The following is a 22,047-nucleotide window of genomic DNA, read 5'->3' as shown; positions in this document are numbered from 1 at the left end:
CCTGATAGGCCTTGTCAATCGGCTCTTCCACTTTCGCAGCATGAGTAAGCACAAAAATGCAATCGATTGCAAGGTTAAATTACAATCGATTGCAGATGTTTCGGCATCAAGACCTGTGTGTTGCAAATAAACGACACACTCGCAGCCGCGATGGATCCGGCAAAGCAAAAAGCGGAAGTAATCTGTTGCGAGAAATTGGCCTTGGTGCGTTCCTAAATCCAGGGAAGAAGCGGCGAAGTGGTTCTTTCGAAATTCCTTGTGGAGGTTTGGCTGCTCGATCCCAAAACGCGTCAGAATTCAACTAGCAGGAAGTTCCTATTAGGAGACGTGCCGAGGTCGCTGTTTGACGTCATTGGTGGACGTAAAGTCGAGGAAACTAGCTAATCACCACAGAGCCAAGGTATTTGGACGAGAGCTTGTACCTCGAGATTGGAGGACGCGAGTGAACACGGACTCGTTCCAATACCGCTTGCTTTTGGTGTTTGAATGCTACGAAGAGCCTCAATCCCATAGTGTTGATAGTGATCGCTAAGGGCGCTTCCCTAGTTTTTATCTGACTGGCTTAGATCCTCCGTCAGCGTATTCAGGGAAACGGCGCCCCTGTGGATCCCGCTGCGAGTTCAAGCATCATTGCTCGATCAGAAACTGTAACCGTATCTGCAACCAATCGTATGAATCTCGCGACCTCATCGCGATGAGCCGCCCATACCCATCCATCGAAGACTTCGAGCATTTCGAGCATCGCATCAACGCTTGCAGGCTTTAACCTCGAGACCAAACGAATTCCGACTTCCATGAAGAAGTAGAGTTCATTCACTTGAGAGGCGTCGTCTTTGATCAGTTGGGCAGCGCGTTTGAACAAAGCCTGGTAGTGGCAAATGACGCGGTCAGATAATGCGTTATCCAATTTCGGCACGGTCTGAAAGAGCGACGCCAGTAATTGAAGATCGCGGACTTCAAACCGCTTGATCCAAAACCGGACCTGCCGCAGGACGCGAGCCCACTGGGCTTCATCTAAACCGTCGATACCTGCCATGTGCAATTGGTTCAGCTTCAGCTCGTTAGCACCAAACACATCCTCGACGAAGGCGGCCCGTTCTTGGATGACTTTCCGCATCCACTCGTCGTCACCAGACAGAATGTCCATCGACCAGTCAGGGTGATCCCCGAGCCAAGACCCAAACTGATTTGGAAGACTTGCCAAACTAAGTATGGCCGGATGAGGGAACGCAGCCTCTTCTTGGAACGAAATCTCTTTAGCGACTCTTGCAACTTCCTCTTTTGGTAGATCCTCACCTGCCTCGCCAATCCAAGCACCACCGAGCCCAGAACAGAATTGAACATGAGTCAAAACGTTTGGATCAAGCACATCATTTGATCGAAGCGTGGCTTTTAGCGCGAGCCGGTTCGAGGTCGATCGTTCAACGAACACGCCCGAGAGCTTTGTAAGGTCGGCGCCACGCGGGATCAAAGCGCTGAACACGCGACCCGTCCATGCCCAAGCGCTTATCCAAATCTCTTCCAGCGAATGATCCGGCGGAAGACTTGCATAGAGGCGCAGCGCCACGGCACGCGCATAATCAAGTTGTGCATGCCGGTTTTCTGTCATCTCCAAACCCGCCTCGGTGACCAACTCTGTTCGCGCTGCGTGTGCTGCTTCGTTTTTCTCAAACAAGTGCAGTAAGTTTCGTCTGGAGACGGGATCGAAGCAATCACCCGCTAATCGTTCTGATAGGCTCTTTGCCTCCGCCTCTCCCAAACTGGCAAACCACGCTTCGCAGCATTCCGGAAACGAGATTGGAACCCCAGACCACCGGCGCACTGCCTCCAGCATCCCAACCTTTTCCGCGAGCGCTTCGAACGCACTCACATTGCCTTGTGAAAGGCCGATATCGGGCGAGATCCAATCCAGCATGTCAGCCAGACCTGGCGCCGCCAATTGATCGAGGCGAACTGCATCGCCTCCTTTTAGCTCGCAAAGTTGGTGCAGCCGTCCTTCGGGAGAATTTGACAATTCATCTAAGACGTAAGCGCGCTTTTCAGCGGAGCGCGCTCGTCCAAACCGTCTTCGCCAAAAAGTCGCGTCCGCGGCGCACATGTCGAAGGTCGCCAATCGCTCATCAAGAGCTGCTCGACGGATTGCGTGATCGCGGGCGCCGATCGCGACTGGGATGAGACGTTCAATGACGCGATCGCCGACCGCTGCTTGAATGTGGGTTTCATCCGACCTCGACAAGACAACGATTAAACCATTTTCGACAGTTCGGGTCACCTGATCATCACTGTCAATCAAAGCATCGACGGCTGTCCAGAGATCATCTTGCAGGAAAAACAGATCATTCACCTGCGTGCCAAATGTCACTCCAAGCGCGTCTCGTATGCGAGGTTCGCGGCAAATCGCTTGTTCCAACTCATCGGGGCAGACTTCCAAAAAGCAAGCCACAATGCCGCGCCCGACACGGGCCTCGTTCGATGTTTCGTCATGCTCGAGAACGTCATTGATGTGACCTGCCGTCACTTCAGCGATACCTATCACGAATGGATCCAAACCACCCGAATTGAACTCAATCGCAGGCTTTATAAGATTGGTGTAAATACACTCCAAAATCTCGGCAAACTCGCGACGTCTTTCTGGTCCAACCAAGCCAGCTTGAGACAAGAATGACAAAACGAATGAGCCATACCATAACTCGCAGATTTGGCGCGCACCTTCAGGATTGACGTCTGCGCGCCAATCAAGTCGAAAGCTTTCCATCACCCAAATCGTCGCTGTCAGATCAAGGTCTTTAGATCCGAGCGTATTTTGCAAAATCAGTTGAACAACATTGCTCGCCAATAAGTACTGTCTGATCGCCGCTTGGCGCTCATCGACCGCGTGAACGCCAAGCGGGCCGAAAACCGTACCCTGAATACTTGCAAAGCGCTCAAAGGTTCGCCGCATCGCTTCTAGTCGCGGCGAGGCTTGCCGGCTCTCATTCCAGTCAACACTCAGCGCCGCATACACCTCTTCCGCGGTCGGAAGGATGAAATCATAGCCTTGGCGCCGTAATTGAAATTTGTAGTCATCCTGTTGCGCCCGCGTGATCAAGTCGCGCTCCCGCAACATATCAAGAATGACCTGCACGCCAACAATTGGATGACGCGGGCCATTCGAGTGACCGTTCAAAAAGCGATCATCGCACCAATAGGCGGCTCTCCGACTAGAGGCATAATTCATCCCGGATCGAACCGTCAGATCGAGCGTGTTGCCCTCTTCAGCCTCGGCCTCTGCGGATGGGGCGGGCGCAAGTCGAAACCGACCCGCGCTTAACTCTGATGACAAGAATGATCGAAGGCTCGCCATTCGATCGGCGACCAAACTGCCATTTTCGTTCGACCTGAATTCGCGCTGAAGCTCTTGAGCATGTCTCTCACTCATTGAGAGTCTCACCTCACCTAACAATTGATCCAAGCGGCCAGCAACTTCTAAGGGCTCAGGCGTGCCATCTGTTAGAAAAACAGGCGCCCTATCTGAGATTACCTTCTCGATCCGCTCATCATTCAGGTCGTGCTCACAGATATCGCTATCTGTGGCGACGTCTCCTTCAAAGCAAATCCGCACCGATCCTGCTGGCCTGAGGCGTTCTACCCTGATCTCTCCAGCCTTAATGGCTTCGACGATGCGCTCCCTGGCGGCAACGCGGTCGGGCTGATTGGGGCGGGCAGACATCTCCATATCAATAATTGAATCGGCCCACGCAAATGGCAGCACAACATCGATTTCCGCTTCTTCCAAAAGCGGCCATAGATCCAAAATGTCCGCCATGAAAATAGCCGATAAATCCATCAGAACTTCATCAACATCTCTCGGACCGATACTACCTCCCACGGCATGCGAAATTTGCGGCGAGAGCCCTCCAAACTCTCCGTTCGATACAGACGGCGTGAAATAGAGCAATCCAAACCGTTCGTTGAAAACGGCATGGCCAAAAATTCGGCCATCGACATATGCGGCAGTCGTTCGGCGCGCATTGTCCGCCGATGCGATCATCCAGTCTCGGATCTCTTCAATCGTCGCTGATCGAATGGGTCCGTTCGGATTTGCCAGCACAAAGGCTTGCATATGGCGCGTATAAGGTGCTGCCTGAGCTGGCATCAGCTCCAAAGCAAGGATACCAGCGCCGAACGCCACGGCCTTATCTGGATCGAATGCAAAACTTGCTTTCAAAAATCGTTTTGCATTCTTCGGGTCTTCGCTCGCAATCGTGTTTGCCCATCGCATGAGGATTTCGGCGGTGTTCGCGATCGGATTACCAGCGCGCAACGCGCGATAGACCACTGAGCCTGCGCCTCGAAGATTGCCCAACTGAAATTGAAGCCGCGCGCGCACCATATAGTTTGGTTCAGAGGCGTCGGTGTAAATGGTCTCGGCATAAGAAAGCGCTTCGGGCAGTTTCCCGGCATTTGATAGGAAGTTGATCCGCTTGGCCGCATAGTGAGCGGGAAGCGGTTCTGGCAGATATTGCACGCTTTGGCTCTCATAATAGTCGAGCGCAGGGACCGGCCCCTCGATTTCAGCAATGCATTGGGCGATGATTTCAAACGCTACAGGGGTCGCGACTTTCTGTTCGAAAAACTCTCGCTCACCAAACAACACATCCCACTTGTTTTCACGCGTGAGCCGCATCGCCAACTCAATTCGAAGACTAATTTCAGTTTGCTGGTCTAAGAAGTGCTGCTCAATCACCTCCAATGTCGCATCGACCCGTTCAATCTCTCCAGACCGCATCCGCTCGACTTCTTGTTGCCATGCCTCAACCTGCGGGACATCGCCGAGCTCAAAGGTTTGGTCATGGTCCGCGAACAGGGTTTCCAGCTTGTCGACGTCTCCGGAGTCTCGCCACAAAAAGAATAACGACGCTGCTGCATTTAGGTCTCGCGCGTCGTTTGTCAGTCGCTCCAAGAGCCAAGCCTCAACCTTAACGCGATCAAACTCAATCTGACGCCCAAGACACCAGGTCACAAATGACGGGCAACATGGCCCGTCCTCCATGGCCGCTATGACCAGTTCAGCAGCTTTCTCAGGGCCGCCTGGCTCATCCAATGCGGCAATAAAGGTCCATAACCAAGCAAGCTCTCGGTCCGCTTTCTCCGGCGCGGTCGCAGCGACCTCCTCAAACCAAGTAGCCGCTTGAGACCTTCGCTGCTGCGAAACTGCATCTCGCCGAACGAGAAGCGGCGAATATGGGCTCGGACCAGAAATGCCCAGAAAGCCCAAGCCCGGCGCGACCGTCGCAGAATAATAAATCGCTGCTCTACAAATGCGTGCCATCAAATCATCAGAGGCGGCAAGATAGGCCTTATCGGCCTGTTCGATCGCAAGATCGTCTTGCCCAAGACGCGACAGAGCCGTGGCGCGCACACGGTGATACCAAGGCGTGAACTTGCCTTCCGGTTCTGGCCCGTCATCCAATATTTTCAAGGCGCTGGCAGGATCACGCAACTCGCTTTGATAGGCGGCTTTCAAAATGCGCTCTCTCAGCGTCCGAGGATGACTTATCGCCTCGACCGCGGCTTTCATTCCGTTTTCTTGAGCGATGATTTGGAAATCGGCATACCGGTCTTTCGGCGGATGAAGCGACCGCGCCTCTGCATGAGCGGCTTTAAAACCTTCTATATCGGTCGCGAAATCAAACATCACCGCCGTTCGAATGACCGTTGCTTTTTGCTGCGCGTTGAACGTGCGCCAAACACTCAAATCCTTGCGCAGGCGCCCAGCTTCTTCAATCAGCTCCGATTTTGCACCCTGACGAGCGAGCTGGATCAACTGGTCTATCTTCGCCTGTACCAATGGTGCCCGGCTATCTTCAAAAGCGCGAACTTGAGCCTCCAAAGCGTCGATTTGAGCTTCAGTCGCGCCTTCTACGCCCACAACACTCGGCGCGCATAAGACATGCGCCCACCTCCGGCCGAGATGCTGGACGACCACGGCTGGATGTGGCCTCAGACGATCGATCAGACCACTTTGGCTCCACACCTCGCATGTGATCCCAAGATCAAGAATAATGGACCGCGCTTCCTCCACATGCTTTTTGCGCGTTTCAGTTCGTTCCTCGCAGGCCAAGCATAAGACAAATTGGGTCACATCTTGCCGCTTCCACTTCTTGTCCCAGTTTTTTGCAAATTCTTTGGCCGCCCCAACAATTCGCTGCTTGGCCGGATTGCGGTCTGATCGACATGATCCGGCCACCAGACCGCTTGTTCCGAGATCGACGAGGAAATCTACGCCATGCTGTGCCGTGCCTCGTTTTTCGTGTAGATCACCACTAACCACATTTTCGAAATGCGCCCTAGCGACATCGAGGCAAAGATACTCAAATGCTTCATCGCTCTTTGAGCTGAAGTCAGGCCGGTTCGTTCCGGAAAAATCTGGGTCCGGAAAAGATGACATGGTTCACGATCTCTCCTTCCCCAATCGGCTTAAGTCCTGTCTTGATTGCACTAGAAGGTGATTCGTCGCGTTTACCGACGCTCAGATGAGCGAGCCAAGGCGTGATTGTTGCGCGGTTAAAAACTCGCATTTGCGCGGCAGCAAAGCCGGCGTTGCGGTTTTTCGAACGCACGACGTATCGCTTTTCTGGCGCGCGAAAGCTCGAAAGTGGACACCCTCGTGCGAAAGCGTTACTTGCAACTCAACGTCAACCAGAAAGCGAATTCTGTTTCCAGACAGGCGTGCAAACTCATCGCTTTGAGCACCAGGCATGTGCGCAAACAAACGCTTGATCAGGCCAACTCACAACATCAACTCGCCAGCTGAAACATACGCGTCATGTCCTCAGACTCAGATCCAAAAGACGACTCTCAAGATGGACTTGATGCCTCTATCGGTGATCGGCTTGTCGCGTCCTTGAAAGGCGCCGCCTCCATACTTCCACTGGCAGGTGGCCCGTTAGCCGAATTGATCGGCGAGATCGTTCCAAACCAGCGACTTGATCGCCTGACAGCTTATGTGAGAGCGTTGGCAAACCGTGTTGAGCTCTTAGATGAGGCGCAAACAAAAGCGCTTTTGCAAGACGCGGAAACAATCGACCTGGTCGAACGCGGCGCTTATTCTGCCGTGCGCGCAACGACCGAAGATCGGATCGCGCACATCGTCGCACTCGTGAATGCCGGCCTGACCAAGGGTGAGCGTGACCGCGTCCGGCGCAAACGATTACTCGGCGTGCTGGATGCACTCGATGTCGATGAGTTTTCCATCCTGCGCGCTTATGGCGTCTCAACCGACATGACCATGGGGTCAGACGAAGATGACCCGTTTGAATCCGTAGACCGCGTTTTTGAGCCGACCATGGACGACACCGAAGAGGACATTGAACGCCATCACTTATATGAACTCGGCGTCTCCAATCTCTTGAGACTTGGCCTTTTGCGGCGGCGCTACCCCGCGCGCTCGACACTTGGTGAGCTTCCTGAGTTCGACCCAAGAACGGGCGAGTTTAAAGGCAGCGTCGAAATATCAAGCCTTGGTCGCTTACTGCTCAGAGAGATCGGATTGCCAACGCCGTATGATCAGGAACGCAAGTCCAACTGATCCTGCAGCCAATGAACACACCGGGAGGAACCAAGCTTGGATCAAGCGCGACTTAAGCCTCTGAGCTTTCGTCTCCTTTTGCTCGCTCACCTGAATTGGTCGGTAGACGATCGTTGACGAATATCAGCTCCAGATTGGATCGCGATTGCAATTGAGGAGGCTTGCGCAGCTGAATTCACCTCCAGCTTTTCAAAGATACGTTTCTTGAACGTATCGACGGTGCTGCGTTGGACGTTCAGCGCGCTGGCAATTTCGGCTGATGTGAATCCATCAGCAATGAGCTTGAGCGTTTGCCACTCTCTCAGAGACAGGCCAAAATCCCGGTGCCTCTCTGCATCTATCGTCGCCATGAGCACCTCAAAGCGGCCCAGCATTTTCCAGTCTGAAGTCGTGTCCGAATGTGCCATCTAGCACTCCATTAGTTTGCCGCTCGTTGCGGTGCGTGAGCCCCAGATGAGCGTCGAAAGAACGCAACTATCGCGACCAGAGAAACCAGGCACCATGTGCCCTCCAGGACGAGAAAAGGAAGATAAGAAATCAACCAGGACGCATAAGCGGCAAGGCCCGCGCCAACGGCGTTCATGGCGCTGTACATGAAAGACTGACGATCCAGTATGCCAAACACATTCAAAGCAAATGCGATCAACAGCAAGGATACCCCGGCTGCACCGACCCAGTCTGAGTATTGAAATGGCTCTAACATCGCTTTTGTTCCTTCAAGGTTCATGTGCGTCCGCAGGGGATGGGAGGGCAAAACATCGCCGTGCGTGAGCGATTGGCTCATTGAGATTGCCGACGACCAAACAGCCAGAATGTGGCTTCATCAGCTTTCTGAAAAATCGGCCATCGCTTGCGGTTTGATGTATCGTGGCATGTTTTGCCCGGACTGTTTTGCAACTTCGATCAGGACTTGTTCGATCCAAGCCGCATCCATAATGTTCATGAACTGGCCGTCAGCACCGAAGTTGATATTGGCGCCATTGACGACCATGAAGCCCTCTGCCCCTTCTTTGCTCTCAAAAGTGTGGATCGAGCCACCCGGTTCGTAGAGATAGCTGCCCTCAGTTTGCACATCTTCGGGGTGCTCAACATAAGCCCAAGCGCCCTTGGTGGTGTAAAAGTGCACGGTGCCTGTGTGGTAATGCGTTGGCAGAATCGTTCCTGGCTCAAACCTGGAATACAATACCCAGAGCCCATTCTCGACATCGATGAAACATGGTGTCACGTGAACGCCAGGCAGCGCATCTTTGATTTCAGCTCCCTCGTGCCGGTTAAGTGTAAGCAAGTAAGGTTGGTGGTTCACTTGGCTGAGGTCAGCAACGTGCGAGGATGGGTTGGTAGCGGCGGGCTCATGAGATAAGGACATGAAGGTGTACTTTCGGTTCAGTGTTTCGAATTTGCGGTGTGGTTACTCTGCCGGAGCGTTCATCTTCTCCAGCCACCACTGGTTCAATTGCCAGATTGACTTCTCGAGCGGCGATAGACGCCCCTGTTTCGTGAGCGGGGCTTTGAGCCCTTCCCAAACTTTGTCATTGGCATCGATATCTTCGTGATGAACGACACTCACCAGAGCGGCGTTGCCTTCTGCAGCTTCACCAAAACCGTCCAACGCCAGATGGGATTTGGGTGACAGTAAGTGGATTTTTAACAGCATCCGATCCGCCGCCTGCGGAAACACTTGATACCACGCGACGCCGGTGCCTTGGAACGCCAATAAGAAATGGGGAAACATAACCGTGGCGAACAAATCGCGTTCTTGCCATGGCTCTAATCCTTCAATTGGTGGTAGCCCAGGCGCTGCCGCCTCATGCGCCGACGGCATGTGAAGAATTGACCAGGGGCCAGTATTATCGGGGATCTTTGAATCCCTGGCATGGAAAAGCGACTCCAAAGACTGAGCATGCGTCGCGATGTGGTGGTAGGCTTCCATGAAGTTCTCGACCAGAACTTTCCAGTTCCACGGACTGTCAAACTCGAGTGTTTTGACAACGACCATCTCATCGAGCTTGTACTTTTCGAAGTAGCTTGAGTAGTCCGCCACTTGCGGCGCAAAAGGGGGCGCGTCTGGGTCGAGGTTTGCCATGATGAAACCGTTCCAGAGCTCGGTTTTGATTTGGGGCAGCTTGCAGTCCTTCTCCGCAAACCCTTCTGCCCCGTCCATTAGAGGCGCGCGGATGAGCTGCCCGGTCGTGTCGTAGCTCCAGGCATGGTAGGGGCACGTAAAGAGCTTTCGCTTACCTTCACCTTCGGCGATCGGCGCTGCGCGATGAAGGCAGACGCGGGACATGACACGAAACTCCCCATCGATACCATGCACCACCATCACCGGCTGTCCAAACAGATCGAGGGATATGTATTGCCCGGGCTCAGCGATCTGATCCACGCGGGCCAGCGGGAGCCAGCTTTTTCGCATGATCTCTGTTTCTTCCAACGCATAGATATCTTCGCTTAGGTAAGCCTGCGGTGGCAGCGTGTACGCGTTCTCCAAGGGCTGACGGACGCGCTTAATTTGGTCGGCGGTAAAGTCTGGGATACGATCAATCAACGTGGTCATGCTGGCACTCCCGTTTCTTCAGATGCCAACCAATCCGACATGCCGAGTTCCGACATGACAAACGCGCGCCATTTCGCATCGTTCATTGCTTTTCGGCCAGCCAATATTTCTGGTGCAGCGACACCAGGCTCGTATCGGAGTTTTGGTTGTTCAGCGGACGCGGCTTCGAGAATTGTATCAGCGACCAGCTGCGGATTTTCGCCTGCGACTTCGCCTTCAGACGTCGACGCCACAACTTGGTCATTGAACGCATCATAGGGCGTGTCCCGAGAGAAGAAGCTCGACGCATCGGTATTGTGCATACTCATGCCAGTATTGAAGAACGCCGGCCGAATTGTGCTGACCGATATACCAAAGCGCGCTACTTCCATCGCCAGGGACTCAGCCATGCCTTCGAGAGCAAACTTACTGGCGCAGTAAATGGATTCACCGGGAATGCCCGTGACACCCGCCATGGATGAAACGAAAATGATGCGTCCGTACTCTTGCGCGCGCATAACCGGCAACACGGCGCGCGTCATGTCAGCGGCTGAAAAGAAATTGGTGTCCATGACCTGATGGATATGATTGCTGTGCAGTGTTTCTAGTGCCCCAAAACTGCTCATCCCCACATTGTTGACCAAGACATCAACGCTGCCCGTGATCGACTTGACCTCTTTTACAACATTTCGATTTTGAGTCGGATCGAGCACGTCGTGTTCTAGCACGGTCAAGCTCATGTCTTGTTCCATAGCCCAGGCATCGAGCTCTGCACGGCGCTCAGACGCACGCCGCATCGTTGCAAACACATCGAAGCCCGCTCGAGCGAGCGTTTTGGCGGTGAGTTGTCCAAACCCGGTCGGGCGAGAGCATCCAGTAACAATGGCTGTGGGCATAGCTTCCTCCTGATTTCGAGGGGCGCTGTAGCATAGGTATTTTGCTTGAGTCAATTATTTTAGATCGATCGATTTAAATTAGACATTAAGCTTCAACCTCTATAGCCATGTCACATGACCAATAAATCGCCTGATATCGCCACCAAGAAACGCCGCCCCGTCGGACGACCTCGAGGAGATGGCAAACCTCATCTGACCCGACAGCGGGTCTTTGAGATCTGCACCAAGCTCATTGCTGAGCATGGCTTTGCCGGAACGAGCATTCGAATGATGGCGACTGCATTGGATGCCTCGCCAGCATCGCTGTTCAATCTGTTCGGATCCAAGGATGGCCTGTTGAATGAGCTCATTTCATATGCAGCGCAGGCGTCGCTCTCATTTTACGAAGAGCTCAAGGCTATCGATGCCGAACCAGAAGTCCTTCTCTACAAAAGCATTTATGAAGAAGTCGTGGCCGTCGCATCGGCAGACCAAGACTATGTGGGCATCTTCTACCTTCCGGAACTCAGGAAGCCGGAATTCGTATCCGCGCAAGCTGTCCGAACTAGAATGGTTGCTCACTATGCGGGACTAATCAAAGCATGCTTAGCCAAGAACACTTTAAGGGCTGACCAATCGCAGCTCGCCGCGGAGCAGGTATTTCAGCTGACAGAGACGTCTATTCTGGCTCCGCAACTGGCGAATGAGTTGACCCCCGAGGAACAAGCAAGGGCAACGGCTGATTTCTGCTTTCGCGCTATGCGTTGCGATGAGGTCAAACTGCAGAGCGTGCGAAAAACAGCTGCAATGATCGATCTGCGTATCATGCAACCGACAGCCTAACTGTCATTGTCCCAGATATATAGGATTTCGCGTCTCAGGAGAGTTTTCTAGTCGTGCCGCGCTCAAATCGAGGCAGACCACAGGCGACCAGAAAATGTCTTTTGCGACCTTTATAGAACAGCAGCTTCCTTGCATGCGGCGCTATGCATTTGCGATGGTTGGAAATCTCGAAAGCGCTGATCAATGCTTGGCGCAAGTTGTCGAGCGATTACTCGAAGCGCGCGACGAAGAAACCCCAATCGACCATTTTCGCAAAGTCGACCTCTTCATTCTGTTGCAGCGTTCCATCGTTCAGCATGATCCGAAAAGCGCCAAAGATGTCATGCGACAGCTGGTGCTGCTCTTAGAACTCGAGGAATTCTCGATTGATAAAGTGGGCATGATCTTGGGCATCCCGCTCGATGAATTATGGCATCTGGCGAATAGCGAGGAATACGCTTCCAAGTGCGATTCGATGCGCATTGGCCGCGATTGCTAACGACTGCTTTTGATGCTGTGGACGGCGTGCCCCACCCAGCTCTGCTGAGCTGGTAATGTGAAGGTATCCACACCGCCAACATTAGGAGCACGCCTATGGATAAGAGTATCACAGTTATTGGCTTGGATTTAGCCAAATCGGTTTTTCAGGTTCACGGGATCAACGCGGAGGGTGAGGTTGTCGTCCGACGCAAACTCAGCCGGTCGCGAGTCCTCGCCTATTTCAATCAATTGGAACCGTGCCTGGTCGGCATGGAAGCCTGCGCAACAGCGCACTATTGGGGCCGCGAGCTGAGGGCACTCGGGCATGATGTGAAGCTGATGCCCCCACAGTTCGTGAAGCCGTATCTGAAGAGCCAAAAGAACGACATGCGCGATGCAGAAGCGATCTGCGAAGCCGTCACAAGGCCAACGATGCGGTTCGTTCCGATCAAAACACCAGATCAACAAGCGCTTCTTGCCCTACACGGTGTGCGTGATCACTGGGTGCGTCTATCGACCCGGCTGATCAATACGTTGCGGGGCTACTTGGCTGAGTTCGGAATCGTCGCTGCCAGGGGCCGGATGGGTGTTGAGGCCATCCTCGACACGCTGGCTGACGATCAGGATGATCGCATCCCCGATCTGGCGCGGGAGTGTCTGACGCCACTCGCCAATGAGCTCCGACATGTGAAGCGGCAAATCCTGGAAACTGATCGGAAGATCATGAGAGCGCATCGCTCTAGTGATATGTGTCAGAGATTAGAGACCATCCCTGGCGTTGGACCGGTCATCGCAACACGAGTGGTTGCGGAAGTTCCCGATCCGAAGATCTTCAAATCCGGCCGCGCCTTCTCCGCCTGGGTTGGTCTTGTGCCCAAGCAGCATTCCAGCGGCGGGCGAGATCGGATGGGGCGGATCACAAAGACAGGGAACCCAGAACTGAGGCGCTTACTGGTTGCTGGCGCGATGTCGATGATCATCCGAGCCAAACAGCTCGGCTTCACGAAGCATCCATGGCTCAGCCGTTTGCTCGAGCGCAAACCGATGATGGTGGTTGCGATCGCTATGGCCAATAAGATCGGCCGAATGATCTGGGCCCTGATGACCAAAGGAGAAAAGTTCAATCCGGCAAAGCTTTTGCCGGCATAAAGTCACCGCGCCGCTAAGGCGCAAACGAAATTGGTGAGAGCATAAGGAGGTCATGCAGAACCGGAGTTTCTGACAAGTGAGGACAATCCACTCGCGAGCCAGCACCCTCGAGTGCGTGCTTTTGTAAGGAACCTCATCTTGCGGAGCGCATGATGGCCAGCGGCGTCCGAAAGCCGTCTCAATAGGCCGAACAGATGCCCGCTAACGGCCAACCTGCAAATGACCAACTAAAATCTCTTGCCACGGGGGCGCCGTCCACAGATGCTCGCGTTTCGGAACCGCTTGGACCGTTCCAAGGCATGTGCGAAGATGCATCGGTTGACGACGATCACAACAAAGATCGAATAGCTAAGAGGCAGCGGAATGAATCGTAATTATTGGGGCGAGTGCCCATTTATTTTGTGGCTGATTGGCTGTTTCGCTCTTTGGTTTGTTCCAAGTTTTGCCGTCGCACAAGGCAGTTACTTGAACGAAACCCTGATTGAGGAAACCGCCGCTTTCGATCCCGAGGATTGGCGTCCCATCCAGGCGAAAGACTTACCAAATCTCGGAGAAAGGGTGTCCGTTTCACCGCAGAACAGGGGTGTTCTCCTATATGCAGAAGACTCAATTGCCGTCTTCAATCGGGGGAATGTGCGCACGCGCGAACAGAACGCCAGTGGGCGCCCCATCTCGAAGGTCATTCCGGAAGGACCCATTTGCTCCGCCCCCGAATGGCATCGCGAGTGGCGACAAGATAGCACGCGGTATAATATCGCACCCGTGGCCGTGCCCTCCATGCACGTTGTTGTCGTCATCAACGAGTTGCCGACGTTTGAAATATCGCGTGAGTGGTTTGATCAAACACTGAAACCGGTCATTCGTGATCAGGTGGTCGAAAATTATTGCGGCGGTAAAACGGTTTCTGTCCAGGCGGACATCTGGCTGGTGGGGCTGCAACACAGCTCAGAGGGCGAGATTTTTAATATCGCGGAATTCGCTTACCCGGAGTATCGCGTGGGTGCGAATGCCAGAGAACACAGTTCGTTCCAACTTAACGCAGGTGCTCAATCGCTGCGCATCAGGCCTTATGATGCAGGTTTCGCGACAGGTTTCTTCTATTTCTGGGACAATCTACTGGAGCCCAAGCGAACGCGCTTAAAAGCCATGGACTTCGATACAAGCGAAGCAAACACGCTATCGCTCTCTCTCGGATTTGGTGTTTCCGAGTTTGCAAATGGGAAAATCAAAACGCTGACTAAGAAATGGGAACGGCTCTCATATGCCGACTATAACTGGCACCAGGCGCAAAGCGCAAAGCGAACGCAGGACGTGCTTGCCGCAAGGCAGGAAGCTGAGGACCTCGCCAAAGCGTTTATCGCTGGCCTCGCAATCTTGCAGTTCCGCAATTATTGCTACGGAAACGATACGCCCTGGTGGGCCTGGGACCTTCACGATGTTTGGCAGCGCCGCGAACTCGATGCGTGCAAACACTACTTCGGCGAATAGCCCTCTAAGCGTGAGGAGAACTAGCAATGTCTTCCCGCGTGTTCTTGAGTTCTGAAAGCCGTTGTGTACGTGTAACCCTAAAGGATCTCAGAAACGCGAAAGGGGACATTGCGTGCTCAAGACTCTCTCAACAATGATAGTATCCATCGCTTGCCTCGCGACAGCATACGCAGAATGCGCTGTTTACGAAGCCACATCTTCGGATGGAGCAATCGAGTATAGTTGTAGCGACAATCGCCATAGTCGTTTGGCGATGCCAGGTTCGGTTCGAAATGAAGCCAATCAAGCGCTCGGTATGCCCAACCCTCGCAATTTGATTGTGAAGATAGATGCGGGTGGAACCATCATCGATAGCTGGGTCAACCAGCGCGGATGGAGGGCGACAGGACAAGGCGGCGGTGCTGACTCAAGAGCCGTATATGCAAGCCCTGGCGCTGACGCTGATGCGTTGCAAGCCGCCATTGTATCTGGCGCCCCGGTATCGGCTTGGGTCGCGACCCCACAGGGTACGAGGTTTGATCTGTTTTCGGTAAGTTTCGCTGTGAGCGAGCCTCAAGTGTCTTCACAGGACGTCGAACCCGCGCCGCTCAACTCGAGCGAAGGAGACCTTGCTGGATTCGACGCGGAGATGGCATTGGCGCATTTGAATGGGCGCACCAGTAAGGCTTTACTCGACAAGACCTGCGTCATTGAGATGGCAACAGAGAAGCGAGATGAGGTACGCGCATCATTGACCGCACAACAACAAGACGCCTCGGCGACCGCGCGCGGACGCCAACAAAATTATGAGGGCGATCGGGCCGCGACAGTTGCCAAACTCGCAGACTATAGCAGCCCTGAACTAACCGCTCCGAAAATTCTGGCGCGTATGTTTGAACACGGCGACTGTCGCAGCCGGGAACAAGCGAACGAGTATTACCTATCAGAGTGTCAACGTGCGGGCGGACGCGATTGTGAATGCAAGGCGGAGTATTTCGCAGAGAATTTCGTTTCCAAGACACGGATTGAATGGGGTGATGAAGTGCAACGCCTTCGGACAGATGCCATGTCTTCTTGCCGATAACGATCCAGTTTTGGTCGCATAAACCGGGTTTCTGCAAGTTTTCTTACGTCTGGTTTTGCTCGCCAAACAGACTCACTCAGCCTTCCTAGATTCACTCCCCAAGTATGCCCTTCGGGAGCCTTACCTCTGGCAATTATCCAAGTACATCCGTCACTATTTTTTCGATCTGAGCTGAATTCTTTCGCGACACTCCGATGGCCGCTCTCCATGCGGGTCCCTTTTCCATCGCAACTGACAATGAGTTTGCGAGCTCAGCCGGTCGATCTTCGCTAAGCACTTCAAACAGTACTTCTGCTTGAGCTAGGTCTTTTTTCGCTTTTAGGGCAGACGACGAGTGCCTGCGCGCCGCGACGATCAGCTTATGCACCGCATAACGTTCTGGCCTCGGAACTTGGACCAGCACACCAGAACGATAAAGCGCTACCGCAGGAATTGGCTCTGCGATCAGGAAATTCAGGAATGGAAGCGCCTGTGCATAGACACCAAGTGGATCCAGTTTGAGAATACCGCTATCTTCGCGCATCAATGGTACCAAGAATTCGACTTCGGTACCGCCTCCTCCGCCCATGACCCATTTGGTTGGACGATTCCTACGATCAAGCCCGGGGGCCGGTTCTAAGCTTAAATCCTTGAAGGTCTCCGGCAGGGCCGGATCAACTTCGTCTTCGATCACGAGCTTAAGGTTCTCAAAGGCAGCGATGTCCACGTCGCCTGTTACGGCAAGCGTGTTGTCAAAACGCACGCCGAGTTCGGCGCGATATAAGCGAAAAGCATGTGTCCCGATAAGCGTTCCACCCAGGCGAAAGACACCGCTCCTGGCCATTGCATTTAGGACTTTTCCAGTGTCCCGATCTAGGGCTGGAACGCCCGCGGCGCGCAATTGTGCAACCATGCTGGCACAGCGACGCTCAAAGGCATGTGTCTCTTCATTTGCAGCTTCGGCGGCCTGGATCCGTTCGCGAACCTCAGGGGTGTCTGGTCCAACATATTTCTGAGTGGTCTTGTCGCCGATCCTCTGGCGCGCGTACCAATACTTTCCTTTCTTTCCCATATCTCGAAGAAAGGGTTTTCCCGGAACATCAGAGATCGCTCGTATTGCGTGGGCCTGCAGCAGGTCCTGATATGTTGTATGGATCGAAAGGGGGAAGCTATGCATCACGCGTTACACCACATAAGTATATTTTGTAGTGTAATACACTGGTTACACCACAAAAGCAATATTTGTGGTGTAACCAAATCATCTAACCAGACGTGAAGTGTGGACCAAGCTGGCACCGTTCATGCTTCAGACTTTCTGACCAGCAATGGAGTATGCAATTTCGGTATCTGAGTTGAGTTTTAAAGATATGGAACGGTTCTCCGAACTCGGAGAACTAGCTGAACTATTTGAGTCTCTCGAAGTCGAACTCAACGGGGAGGCAATGATGCAGCTTCTAGTCGCCGATCTATTTGCCGGAAGATTTGATCCAGAAATTCCAAATGAGGTACCCTCCCGCTATGCGACCTCAAAGTATACGAGCAAACAAACGCTTGCAGTCCCAAGCTTGTCTTTTGCGAACCGGGTAATGTTGATGTCAGGAAGCGCCAGAGGCGGGTGCCGCTATTTGTATGGCACTTCGGCCGATGTTGTTGCCATTTTGTGGAAGATTAAGGCGCTGCCGTTCGATGCCCCAGAGCAATTGACGGAGGACTTTATCAGTTCAACCATCAATAGATTGTCCAAACTCCCGATAGGTAGTTATGGCGACAGAGCTCGCGACCTATTAGATTGCATAATGGTCGACAGAACCGTTTTACGGACCTGGTTTGAGGCTGCAGGGATGATGACTCCGCAAAACGGAAACGTTGATCTCGACGCCGCAAACGACCGCCACGTGGCAAATGGAGATGATCTGGTACCGCTTCGCCTCGTTGAGAATGAGAAAGAACGTTTAAAACCTGGGAGACCTTCATCTGACCTTTGGCCGCGCGTCCAGGAACTTGTAGCCGAGTTGCACAGAAAGAATCCAGAAGCGTACAATAACGCGATGGCGTCAGAGATTCATGAACGACTTGTCGCCGAGTTCCCAGACCAAAACGTTCTGGCACTCACCACTATTCAGGGTCGAATGATGCCGCTTCGGATGCAAGCACGCATCGAATTGGACGAGTAGAAATTTGAGGCAACCAGGTCGGGAGAGATTTCTTCTACAAAGGGATATGTCGCGCGAGAACTCCGCCCATTACGTGTATTATTACGACTAATTATGCGCATCTGCGCTGAAGTTTGACAAAACTGTTTTCCTTTTTCGCCAACGAAATCTGTGCTCGCGTTTCTCTATCGATCACCGCGCGGAGTAGAGTTTATGTCTAATCACAGCATTCCACATCTTGAACAAATTCTAGAAGGCAACCCTGGTTGGCTAGATGAAGCCATCGACACCCCGTCAGTCAGCAAAATGACAGGCGTGCCGATTTGCACGCTCACCACATGGCGCAGTCGAGGAGGAGGACCGAGGTTTCTGAAGCTAGGAAAAAGTGTTCGCTATCGCAGGCGAGCGGTTCTTGGCTGGATGGCTGATTGCGAGGCGCCGTACATTGATCGCGATGGTAAAATCTACCATGACTGATGTATCTACTCCGGTCTCTATTCGATTAGCCCCTGAAGACATAGACAGGCTTTCAGAACGAGCCAAACGCATTTCTGGGACTAAGACGGGAGTTGCCCGCGAACTGATCAGGTCTGGTCTGTCGGATGGCGACCCCTTCGAACAAGCCAGTCGACTACTGAAAATCGAACGAAAACTCGCGATCGTCACTCAAGACATTCACTTGTCCAAGACCTCTCAATCTGAACTCCGAGCCACCGTCGCGCGCATCGAGAAAATGTTTGAGCAACTCCTGCTTGCCCTCAGCGGTCAGTTGAAAGCCGAGAGGAACTAACATGTCGAAGATCAAAACGAATCTCCTAGCCTCATGCGCAGTGTTAGCGGTGACGGCCTTTGGGTCTTACGAATTAGGCTTCCACTATTATCGGGCTGGCGTCGAAACCGCGCCGGGACAAATTTCGTATCATGATCGGGCATTCATGGATGACTGTGCCAAGGCCCGAGTTGCGTCGCTTTTCTACGATCCTGTTGGCGTCGATACATGGTCCCACTGCAAAGCGGTAATGAAGTATTACGAAACGCAGCCGGCGTTTAATCGACGACTTAATCTCGTTTCAGCTTTATCCGGTCTTAGCGTCGCGACGCTGATCGCGTTCTTTTGGATCATGAAATACGGATCGAAGCCGCCAAAAGTTGTGCGCGGGCGACAGCACTTCAAAGGTAAGGCAGCTATCAAGCAACTCAAAAAGATATCACGCAAAGAATGCAAACAATCTGGCCAGGGCATTGAGTTTCCACTGAACGTTCCGATGAGCCTCGATAGAGAGAGTCGACACTTCCTCGCCTGGGGTAGTACGGGTGCGGGTAAGACGACTGCGATGCTCCTTTTGATGCTGGGCGCGATCCACCGCGGTGACAAAGTCCTAATCCTCGACACGAAGGGCGATCTGACTTCCAAGCTGCCATACATAAGCGGCGTTATGGCCCCGCATGATGCGCGTTCCTTGAAATGGGATATCGCCTATGATTGTCGTACCCCGCAGGAAGCGCGAGAACTGGCGGCGCGCATAATACCGGCCAGCGGATCGGACCCGATGTGGTCAAACGCAGCGAGAGAGATCTTCGTCGCCTGCATTGTCTCGCTGCAAAACACCCGTCCAGAATGCTGGAACTGGATGTATCTTCGCGACCTGGTACTCGCCGACCCAGAACGACTTCTCGAAGTCGCCCAGCGCCATTATCCAGCTGCGACGCAGTTTTTGCGTGAACCGACCAGCAAAACCACTCAGAGCATTCTGACAACGTTCAAATCTCATATGAACATTGTGTTGGTATTGGCAGACGCCTGGCCAAGAAGTTCGGGTGGCTTCTCGATCCGGAGGTGGTTGGACCTACCAAACTACGGTCCGGTAGTGCTGCAGCGCGACGGAAAGTTCCCGCAACTCTCTAAGGCCTGGCTTTCAGGGATAATTGGTTTGCTCGCAAGCTATGCTGGTTCACCGGCAATGCGGGAGAACCCAGATACTCGAACTTGGCTCTTCCTCGACGAGTTTCCCCAGCTAGAGCGAATGGACCATTTCTCCACGCTTTTGGATGTCGGTCGCTCAAAAGGCATCAGCGTCGTCTTGGGCGCGCAAGACCTCTCTCAGATCCGGAAAACATATGGCCCTGATCAAGCCAATGCATGGATCGGCATGATCGGCACGCACATCATTACTCGAATGAACCTTGGCGAGAGCGCTGAAATCACGAGCCGCTTGCTCGGCAAGCAAACGGTAGAAGTTGAGCGCAAGAGTGAGACCTGGACCAATGGACTGCGATCTACGAGCAAAACGACGGTCCCGGAGATCCGTGACGTGATCACACCTTCTGAGCTCTCGGATCATCTTGGCGTCACTAAAGATGGAATCCGTGCCTTGATGGTGGGCCCAGGGCAGCACGTGTACGACGTCGAAATTCCGTTTCTGGATCTGCCCGAACAGCGGTCTGCCAGCGTGCCTGCCGACTGGACTTCGAAATGTGCGAGAGATCTCGCTCCACTTCCAGAACGCAATCCGCTTCGCGAAGAGCGCCCTATCCTTTCTCCGGATATGGCTGACTTTATCAGCAGAAAAGCCGAAGACGGATTTGATGCGTAATGGTCGCCTCCATCTCGGCGCGCAAATCCGTCGCTGCGGCAGTCGCTTACTTCCAGCATATGGCGCAAGACGAATACTACACAAAAGAAAATGAAGCCGAAGCGGAAAGCGATTGGGATGGACGAGGCGCAGAACGCCTTGCGTTAGATGGAGACGTTAACCGGAGAGACTTTGAATCTCTTTTGAACGGCTATGATCCAAAAACTTCGGAGCCGCTCGTTCAGACTAGTAACAAGTCTCACGCTCCCGGTTGGGATATGACCTACAGTGCTCCCAAATCAGTATCGGTATTGTGGGCGCTGTCACCTCCAGCTGAACGCGTGAAAATTGAAGCGGCTCATCGCCAAGCCGTGTCGGTTGCAACAAAGCACCTTGAAGACAACCACGCCCTCACGCGGCGAGGAAAAGGCGGAGCCGTGCGTGAGCCCGTTGCCGGGTTGACGATCGCTCGTTTCCATCACCACACGAGCCGAGATCTCGACCCGCAGCTTCATACGCACGCGTTCATATTTAACGCTGCGCCGCGGCAAGACGGAACTTGGGGCTCGCTGGTCAGCCGCGAACTTTACAAAGCACAAAAAGAAACCGGCGCAGTCTATCGAAATCACTTAGCGAACGCGCTCGAACGGGACGGTTATACAGTCGATCGACAAGGTAGCTCGTTTCGCATGCGAGCAATCCCGCATCAAATCGAACGTGCGTTCTCCAAACGTCGTCAAGCGATCGAAGAGGCGGCCAAAGCACATGGGTACAGAACACCAAAGGGGATGGAACTCGCCGCGCTTCGGACGCGCCAAGCCAAGCGCCCCCGCGAGCGCTCTGCCCTCTTCCAGGCATGGTCTCAGGAAGCGCGAACGCTCGGCTTTAAACTGCCCGACAGGCGACAACAGCATCAACCAAATCTCGCTGTACAAGCAACGGTACCGAGTGAAAAAGTAACGACGTTATCGTCACCTTTAAGTCATTCGATTCAACGCCTTGTGATGACGGCCGCTCTCGCTCTTAGCTCGTCTCGAGGCATGTCCGGATTGAGCGTTTCGCTCCGCAAATCTAATAGAGAACGTGACGTGGAGATCGAACGCTGACCGTGCACAGGCGAAATCCGTTGTGGTTACTAGGTTTTGGCTGAATCTTGCGCGGCTTTGTAAGCGACAATACAGCTGAGCGTATACAGCGAAACCTTCAACAACCGTAGGTGTTTCAGACAAAATCGCTTGCGCTTTGTCAGCACCAAAGGTGCATGGGGTGTGAAACGAAACATCCCCTTTTGTTCTGCCAATAATCGGCGGCATTCAGGGCAAGTTGGAATAGGTCGGGCGTTCGATGCGGATTGGTTTTTAT

The 22,047-nt window shown here is 53.3% G+C and carries 17 protein-coding genes; 10 read left to right on the top strand and 7 right to left on the bottom strand.

Translation table 11 applies throughout. From position 1 onward, the window contains the following. Positions 1–583: 583 nt before the first annotated feature. Entirely contained in the window at positions 584–6,430 is a 5,847-nt protein-coding gene (locus MY069_RS11540) for a hypothetical protein (RefSeq protein WP_482793934.1), read from the bottom strand. Between the two features lie 378 nt (positions 6,431–6,808). Here MY069_RS11540 and MY069_RS11535 point away from each other — a divergent pair, with 378 nt between their 5' ends. After that, entirely contained in the window at positions 6,809–7,570 is a 762-nt protein-coding gene (locus MY069_RS11535; protein WP_482793933.1) for a hypothetical protein, read from the top strand. An 86-nt stretch (positions 7,571–7,656) separates the two neighbouring features. Here the strand turns inward: MY069_RS11535 and MY069_RS11530 are convergent, their stop codons facing one another. The 5 genes from MY069_RS11530 to MY069_RS11510 are packed head-to-tail and all read right to left on the bottom strand — an operon-like array spanning position 7,657 to position 10,999. Beyond that, positions 7,657–7,977, bottom strand: coding sequence for a response regulator transcription factor (locus tag MY069_RS11530; protein ID WP_482793932.1), 321 nt, complete (start codon positions 7,975–7,977; stop codon positions 7,657–7,659). An 11-nt stretch (positions 7,978–7,988) separates the two neighbouring features. After that, positions 7,989–8,354: a CBU_0592 family membrane protein gene (locus tag MY069_RS11525; RefSeq protein WP_482793931.1), complete on the bottom strand. Its 366-nt coding sequence runs from the start codon at positions 8,352–8,354 to the stop codon at positions 7,989–7,991. A 39-nt stretch (positions 8,355–8,393) separates the two neighbouring features. After that, positions 8,394–8,936 carry a 2,4'-dihydroxyacetophenone dioxygenase family protein gene (locus MY069_RS11520; RefSeq protein ID WP_482793930.1) on the bottom strand — a complete coding sequence of 181 codons (543 nt, stop codon included), beginning with the start codon at positions 8,934–8,936 and terminating at the stop codon, positions 8,394–8,396. Positions 8,937–8,978: 42 nt separating this feature from the next. Further along, on the bottom strand, positions 8,979–10,124 hold the full coding sequence (locus MY069_RS11515; RefSeq protein ID WP_482793929.1) for an aromatic ring-hydroxylating oxygenase subunit alpha: 1,146 nt from the start codon (positions 10,122–10,124) through the stop codon (positions 8,979–8,981). After that, positions 10,121–10,999, bottom strand: coding sequence for an SDR family oxidoreductase (locus MY069_RS11510; protein WP_482793928.1), 879 nt, complete (start codon positions 10,997–10,999; stop codon positions 10,121–10,123). The genes MY069_RS11515 and MY069_RS11510 overlap by 4 nt, the downstream gene beginning before the upstream one ends. A gap of 114 nt (positions 11,000–11,113) precedes the next feature. Between MY069_RS11510 and MY069_RS11505 the strand changes: the two genes are divergently transcribed. The 5 genes from MY069_RS11505 (at position 11,114) to MY069_RS11485 (ending at position 15,980) form a co-directional block, all read left to right on the top strand. Next, a complete protein-coding gene (locus tag MY069_RS11505) occupies positions 11,114–11,821 on the top strand; it encodes a TetR/AcrR family transcriptional regulator (RefSeq protein ID WP_482793927.1) in 708 nt (235 codons plus the stop codon). 94 nt (positions 11,822–11,915) lie between these two features. After that, complete coding sequence (locus tag MY069_RS11500) at positions 11,916–12,299, top strand: hypothetical protein (RefSeq protein ID WP_482793926.1); 384 nt, start codon at positions 11,916–11,918, stop codon at positions 12,297–12,299. 95 nt (positions 12,300–12,394) lie between these two features. After that, positions 12,395–13,429, top strand: a complete 1,035-nt coding sequence (locus MY069_RS11495) for an IS110 family RNA-guided transposase (protein ID WP_482793925.1) — start codon at positions 12,395–12,397, stop codon at positions 13,427–13,429. Positions 13,430–13,792: 363 nt separating this feature from the next. Continuing rightward, a complete protein-coding gene (locus tag MY069_RS11490) occupies positions 13,793–14,917 on the top strand; it encodes a hypothetical protein (RefSeq protein WP_482793924.1) in 1,125 nt (374 codons plus the stop codon). A 133-nt stretch (positions 14,918–15,050) separates the two neighbouring features. Continuing rightward, the gene (locus MY069_RS11485; RefSeq protein WP_482793923.1) at positions 15,051–15,980 is read left to right on the top strand and encodes a hypothetical protein; all 930 of its coding nucleotides are present in this window, start codon (positions 15,051–15,053) and stop codon (positions 15,978–15,980) included. Between the two features lie 133 nt (positions 15,981–16,113). Here MY069_RS11485 and MY069_RS11480 read toward each other — a convergent pair whose 3' ends face one another. After that, positions 16,114–17,136, bottom strand: a complete 1,023-nt coding sequence (locus MY069_RS11480; RefSeq protein ID WP_482793922.1) for a nucleotidyltransferase family protein — start codon at positions 17,134–17,136, stop codon at positions 16,114–16,116. A gap of 148 nt (positions 17,137–17,284) precedes the next feature. On the opposite strand from MY069_RS11480, the gene MY069_RS11475 reads away from it, so the two are divergent. From MY069_RS11475 to mobF, 4 genes are all read left to right on the top strand, one after another. Beyond that, positions 17,285–18,133 (top strand): hypothetical protein, encoded by an 849-nt coding sequence (locus MY069_RS11475; RefSeq protein WP_482793921.1) that lies wholly within the window; start codon positions 17,285–17,287, stop codon positions 18,131–18,133. A 448-nt stretch (positions 18,134–18,581) separates the two neighbouring features. After that, positions 18,582–18,902 (top strand): hypothetical protein, encoded by a 321-nt coding sequence (locus tag MY069_RS11470; protein WP_482793920.1) that lies wholly within the window; start codon positions 18,582–18,584, stop codon positions 18,900–18,902. Position 18,903: 1 nt separating this feature from the next. Continuing rightward, the gene (locus MY069_RS11465; protein ID WP_482793919.1) at positions 18,904–20,706 is read left to right on the top strand and encodes a type IV secretion system DNA-binding domain-containing protein; all 1,803 of its coding nucleotides are present in this window, start codon (positions 18,904–18,906) and stop codon (positions 20,704–20,706) included. Beyond that, positions 20,706–21,791, top strand: a complete 1,086-nt coding sequence (mobF, locus tag MY069_RS11460) for a MobF family relaxase (protein WP_482793918.1) — start codon at positions 20,706–20,708, stop codon at positions 21,789–21,791. Before MY069_RS11465 ends, mobF begins: the two co-directional genes overlap by 1 nt. The last annotated feature ends 256 nt before the right edge of the window (positions 21,792–22,047 follow it).

It is taken from the genome of Hyphomonas sp. ske169, assembly GCF_056850855.1.
This window is presented reverse-complemented; position numbering and strand designations above follow the sequence as displayed.

Excerpts from the sequence above, each read along its gene's own strand:
- MY069_RS11540 (WP_482793934.1), bottom strand. The coding sequence starts at position 6,430 with ATGTCATCTTTTCCGGACCCAGATTTTTCCGGAACGAACCGGCCTGAC.
- MY069_RS11505 (WP_482793927.1), top strand. The coding sequence starts at position 11,114 with ATGACCAATAAATCGCCTGATATCGCCACCAAGAAACGCCGCCCCGTC.
- MY069_RS11510 (WP_482793928.1), bottom strand. The coding sequence starts at position 10,999 with ATGCCCACAGCCATTGTTACTGGATGCTCTCGCCCGACCGGGTTTGGA.
- mobF (WP_482793918.1), top strand. The coding sequence starts at position 20,706 with ATGGTCGCCTCCATCTCGGCGCGCAAATCCGTCGCTGCGGCAGTCGCT.
- MY069_RS11490 (WP_482793924.1), top strand. The coding sequence starts at position 13,793 with ATGAATCGTAATTATTGGGGCGAGTGCCCATTTATTTTGTGGCTGATT.
- MY069_RS11465 (WP_482793919.1), top strand. The coding sequence starts at position 18,904 with ATGTCGAAGATCAAAACGAATCTCCTAGCCTCATGCGCAGTGTTAGCG.
- MY069_RS11470 (WP_482793920.1), top strand. The coding sequence starts at position 18,582 with ATGACTGATGTATCTACTCCGGTCTCTATTCGATTAGCCCCTGAAGAC.
- MY069_RS11520 (WP_482793930.1), bottom strand. The coding sequence starts at position 8,936 with ATGTCCTTATCTCATGAGCCCGCCGCTACCAACCCATCCTCGCACGTT.
- MY069_RS11485 (WP_482793923.1), top strand. The coding sequence starts at position 15,051 with ATGATAGTATCCATCGCTTGCCTCGCGACAGCATACGCAGAATGCGCT.
- MY069_RS11495 (WP_482793925.1), top strand. The coding sequence starts at position 12,395 with ATGGATAAGAGTATCACAGTTATTGGCTTGGATTTAGCCAAATCGGTT.
- MY069_RS11500 (WP_482793926.1), top strand. The coding sequence starts at position 11,916 with ATGTCTTTTGCGACCTTTATAGAACAGCAGCTTCCTTGCATGCGGCGC.
- MY069_RS11525 (WP_482793931.1), bottom strand. The coding sequence starts at position 8,354 with ATGAGCCAATCGCTCACGCACGGCGATGTTTTGCCCTCCCATCCCCTG.
- MY069_RS11480 (WP_482793922.1), bottom strand. The coding sequence starts at position 17,136 with ATGCATAGCTTCCCCCTTTCGATCCATACAACATATCAGGACCTGCTG.
- MY069_RS11515 (WP_482793929.1), bottom strand. The coding sequence starts at position 10,124 with ATGACCACGTTGATTGATCGTATCCCAGACTTTACCGCCGACCAAATT.
- MY069_RS11475 (WP_482793921.1), top strand. The coding sequence starts at position 17,285 with ATGGAGTATGCAATTTCGGTATCTGAGTTGAGTTTTAAAGATATGGAA.
- MY069_RS11530 (WP_482793932.1), bottom strand. The coding sequence starts at position 7,977 with ATGGCACATTCGGACACGACTTCAGACTGGAAAATGCTGGGCCGCTTT.
- MY069_RS11535 (WP_482793933.1), top strand. The coding sequence starts at position 6,809 with ATGTCCTCAGACTCAGATCCAAAAGACGACTCTCAAGATGGACTTGAT.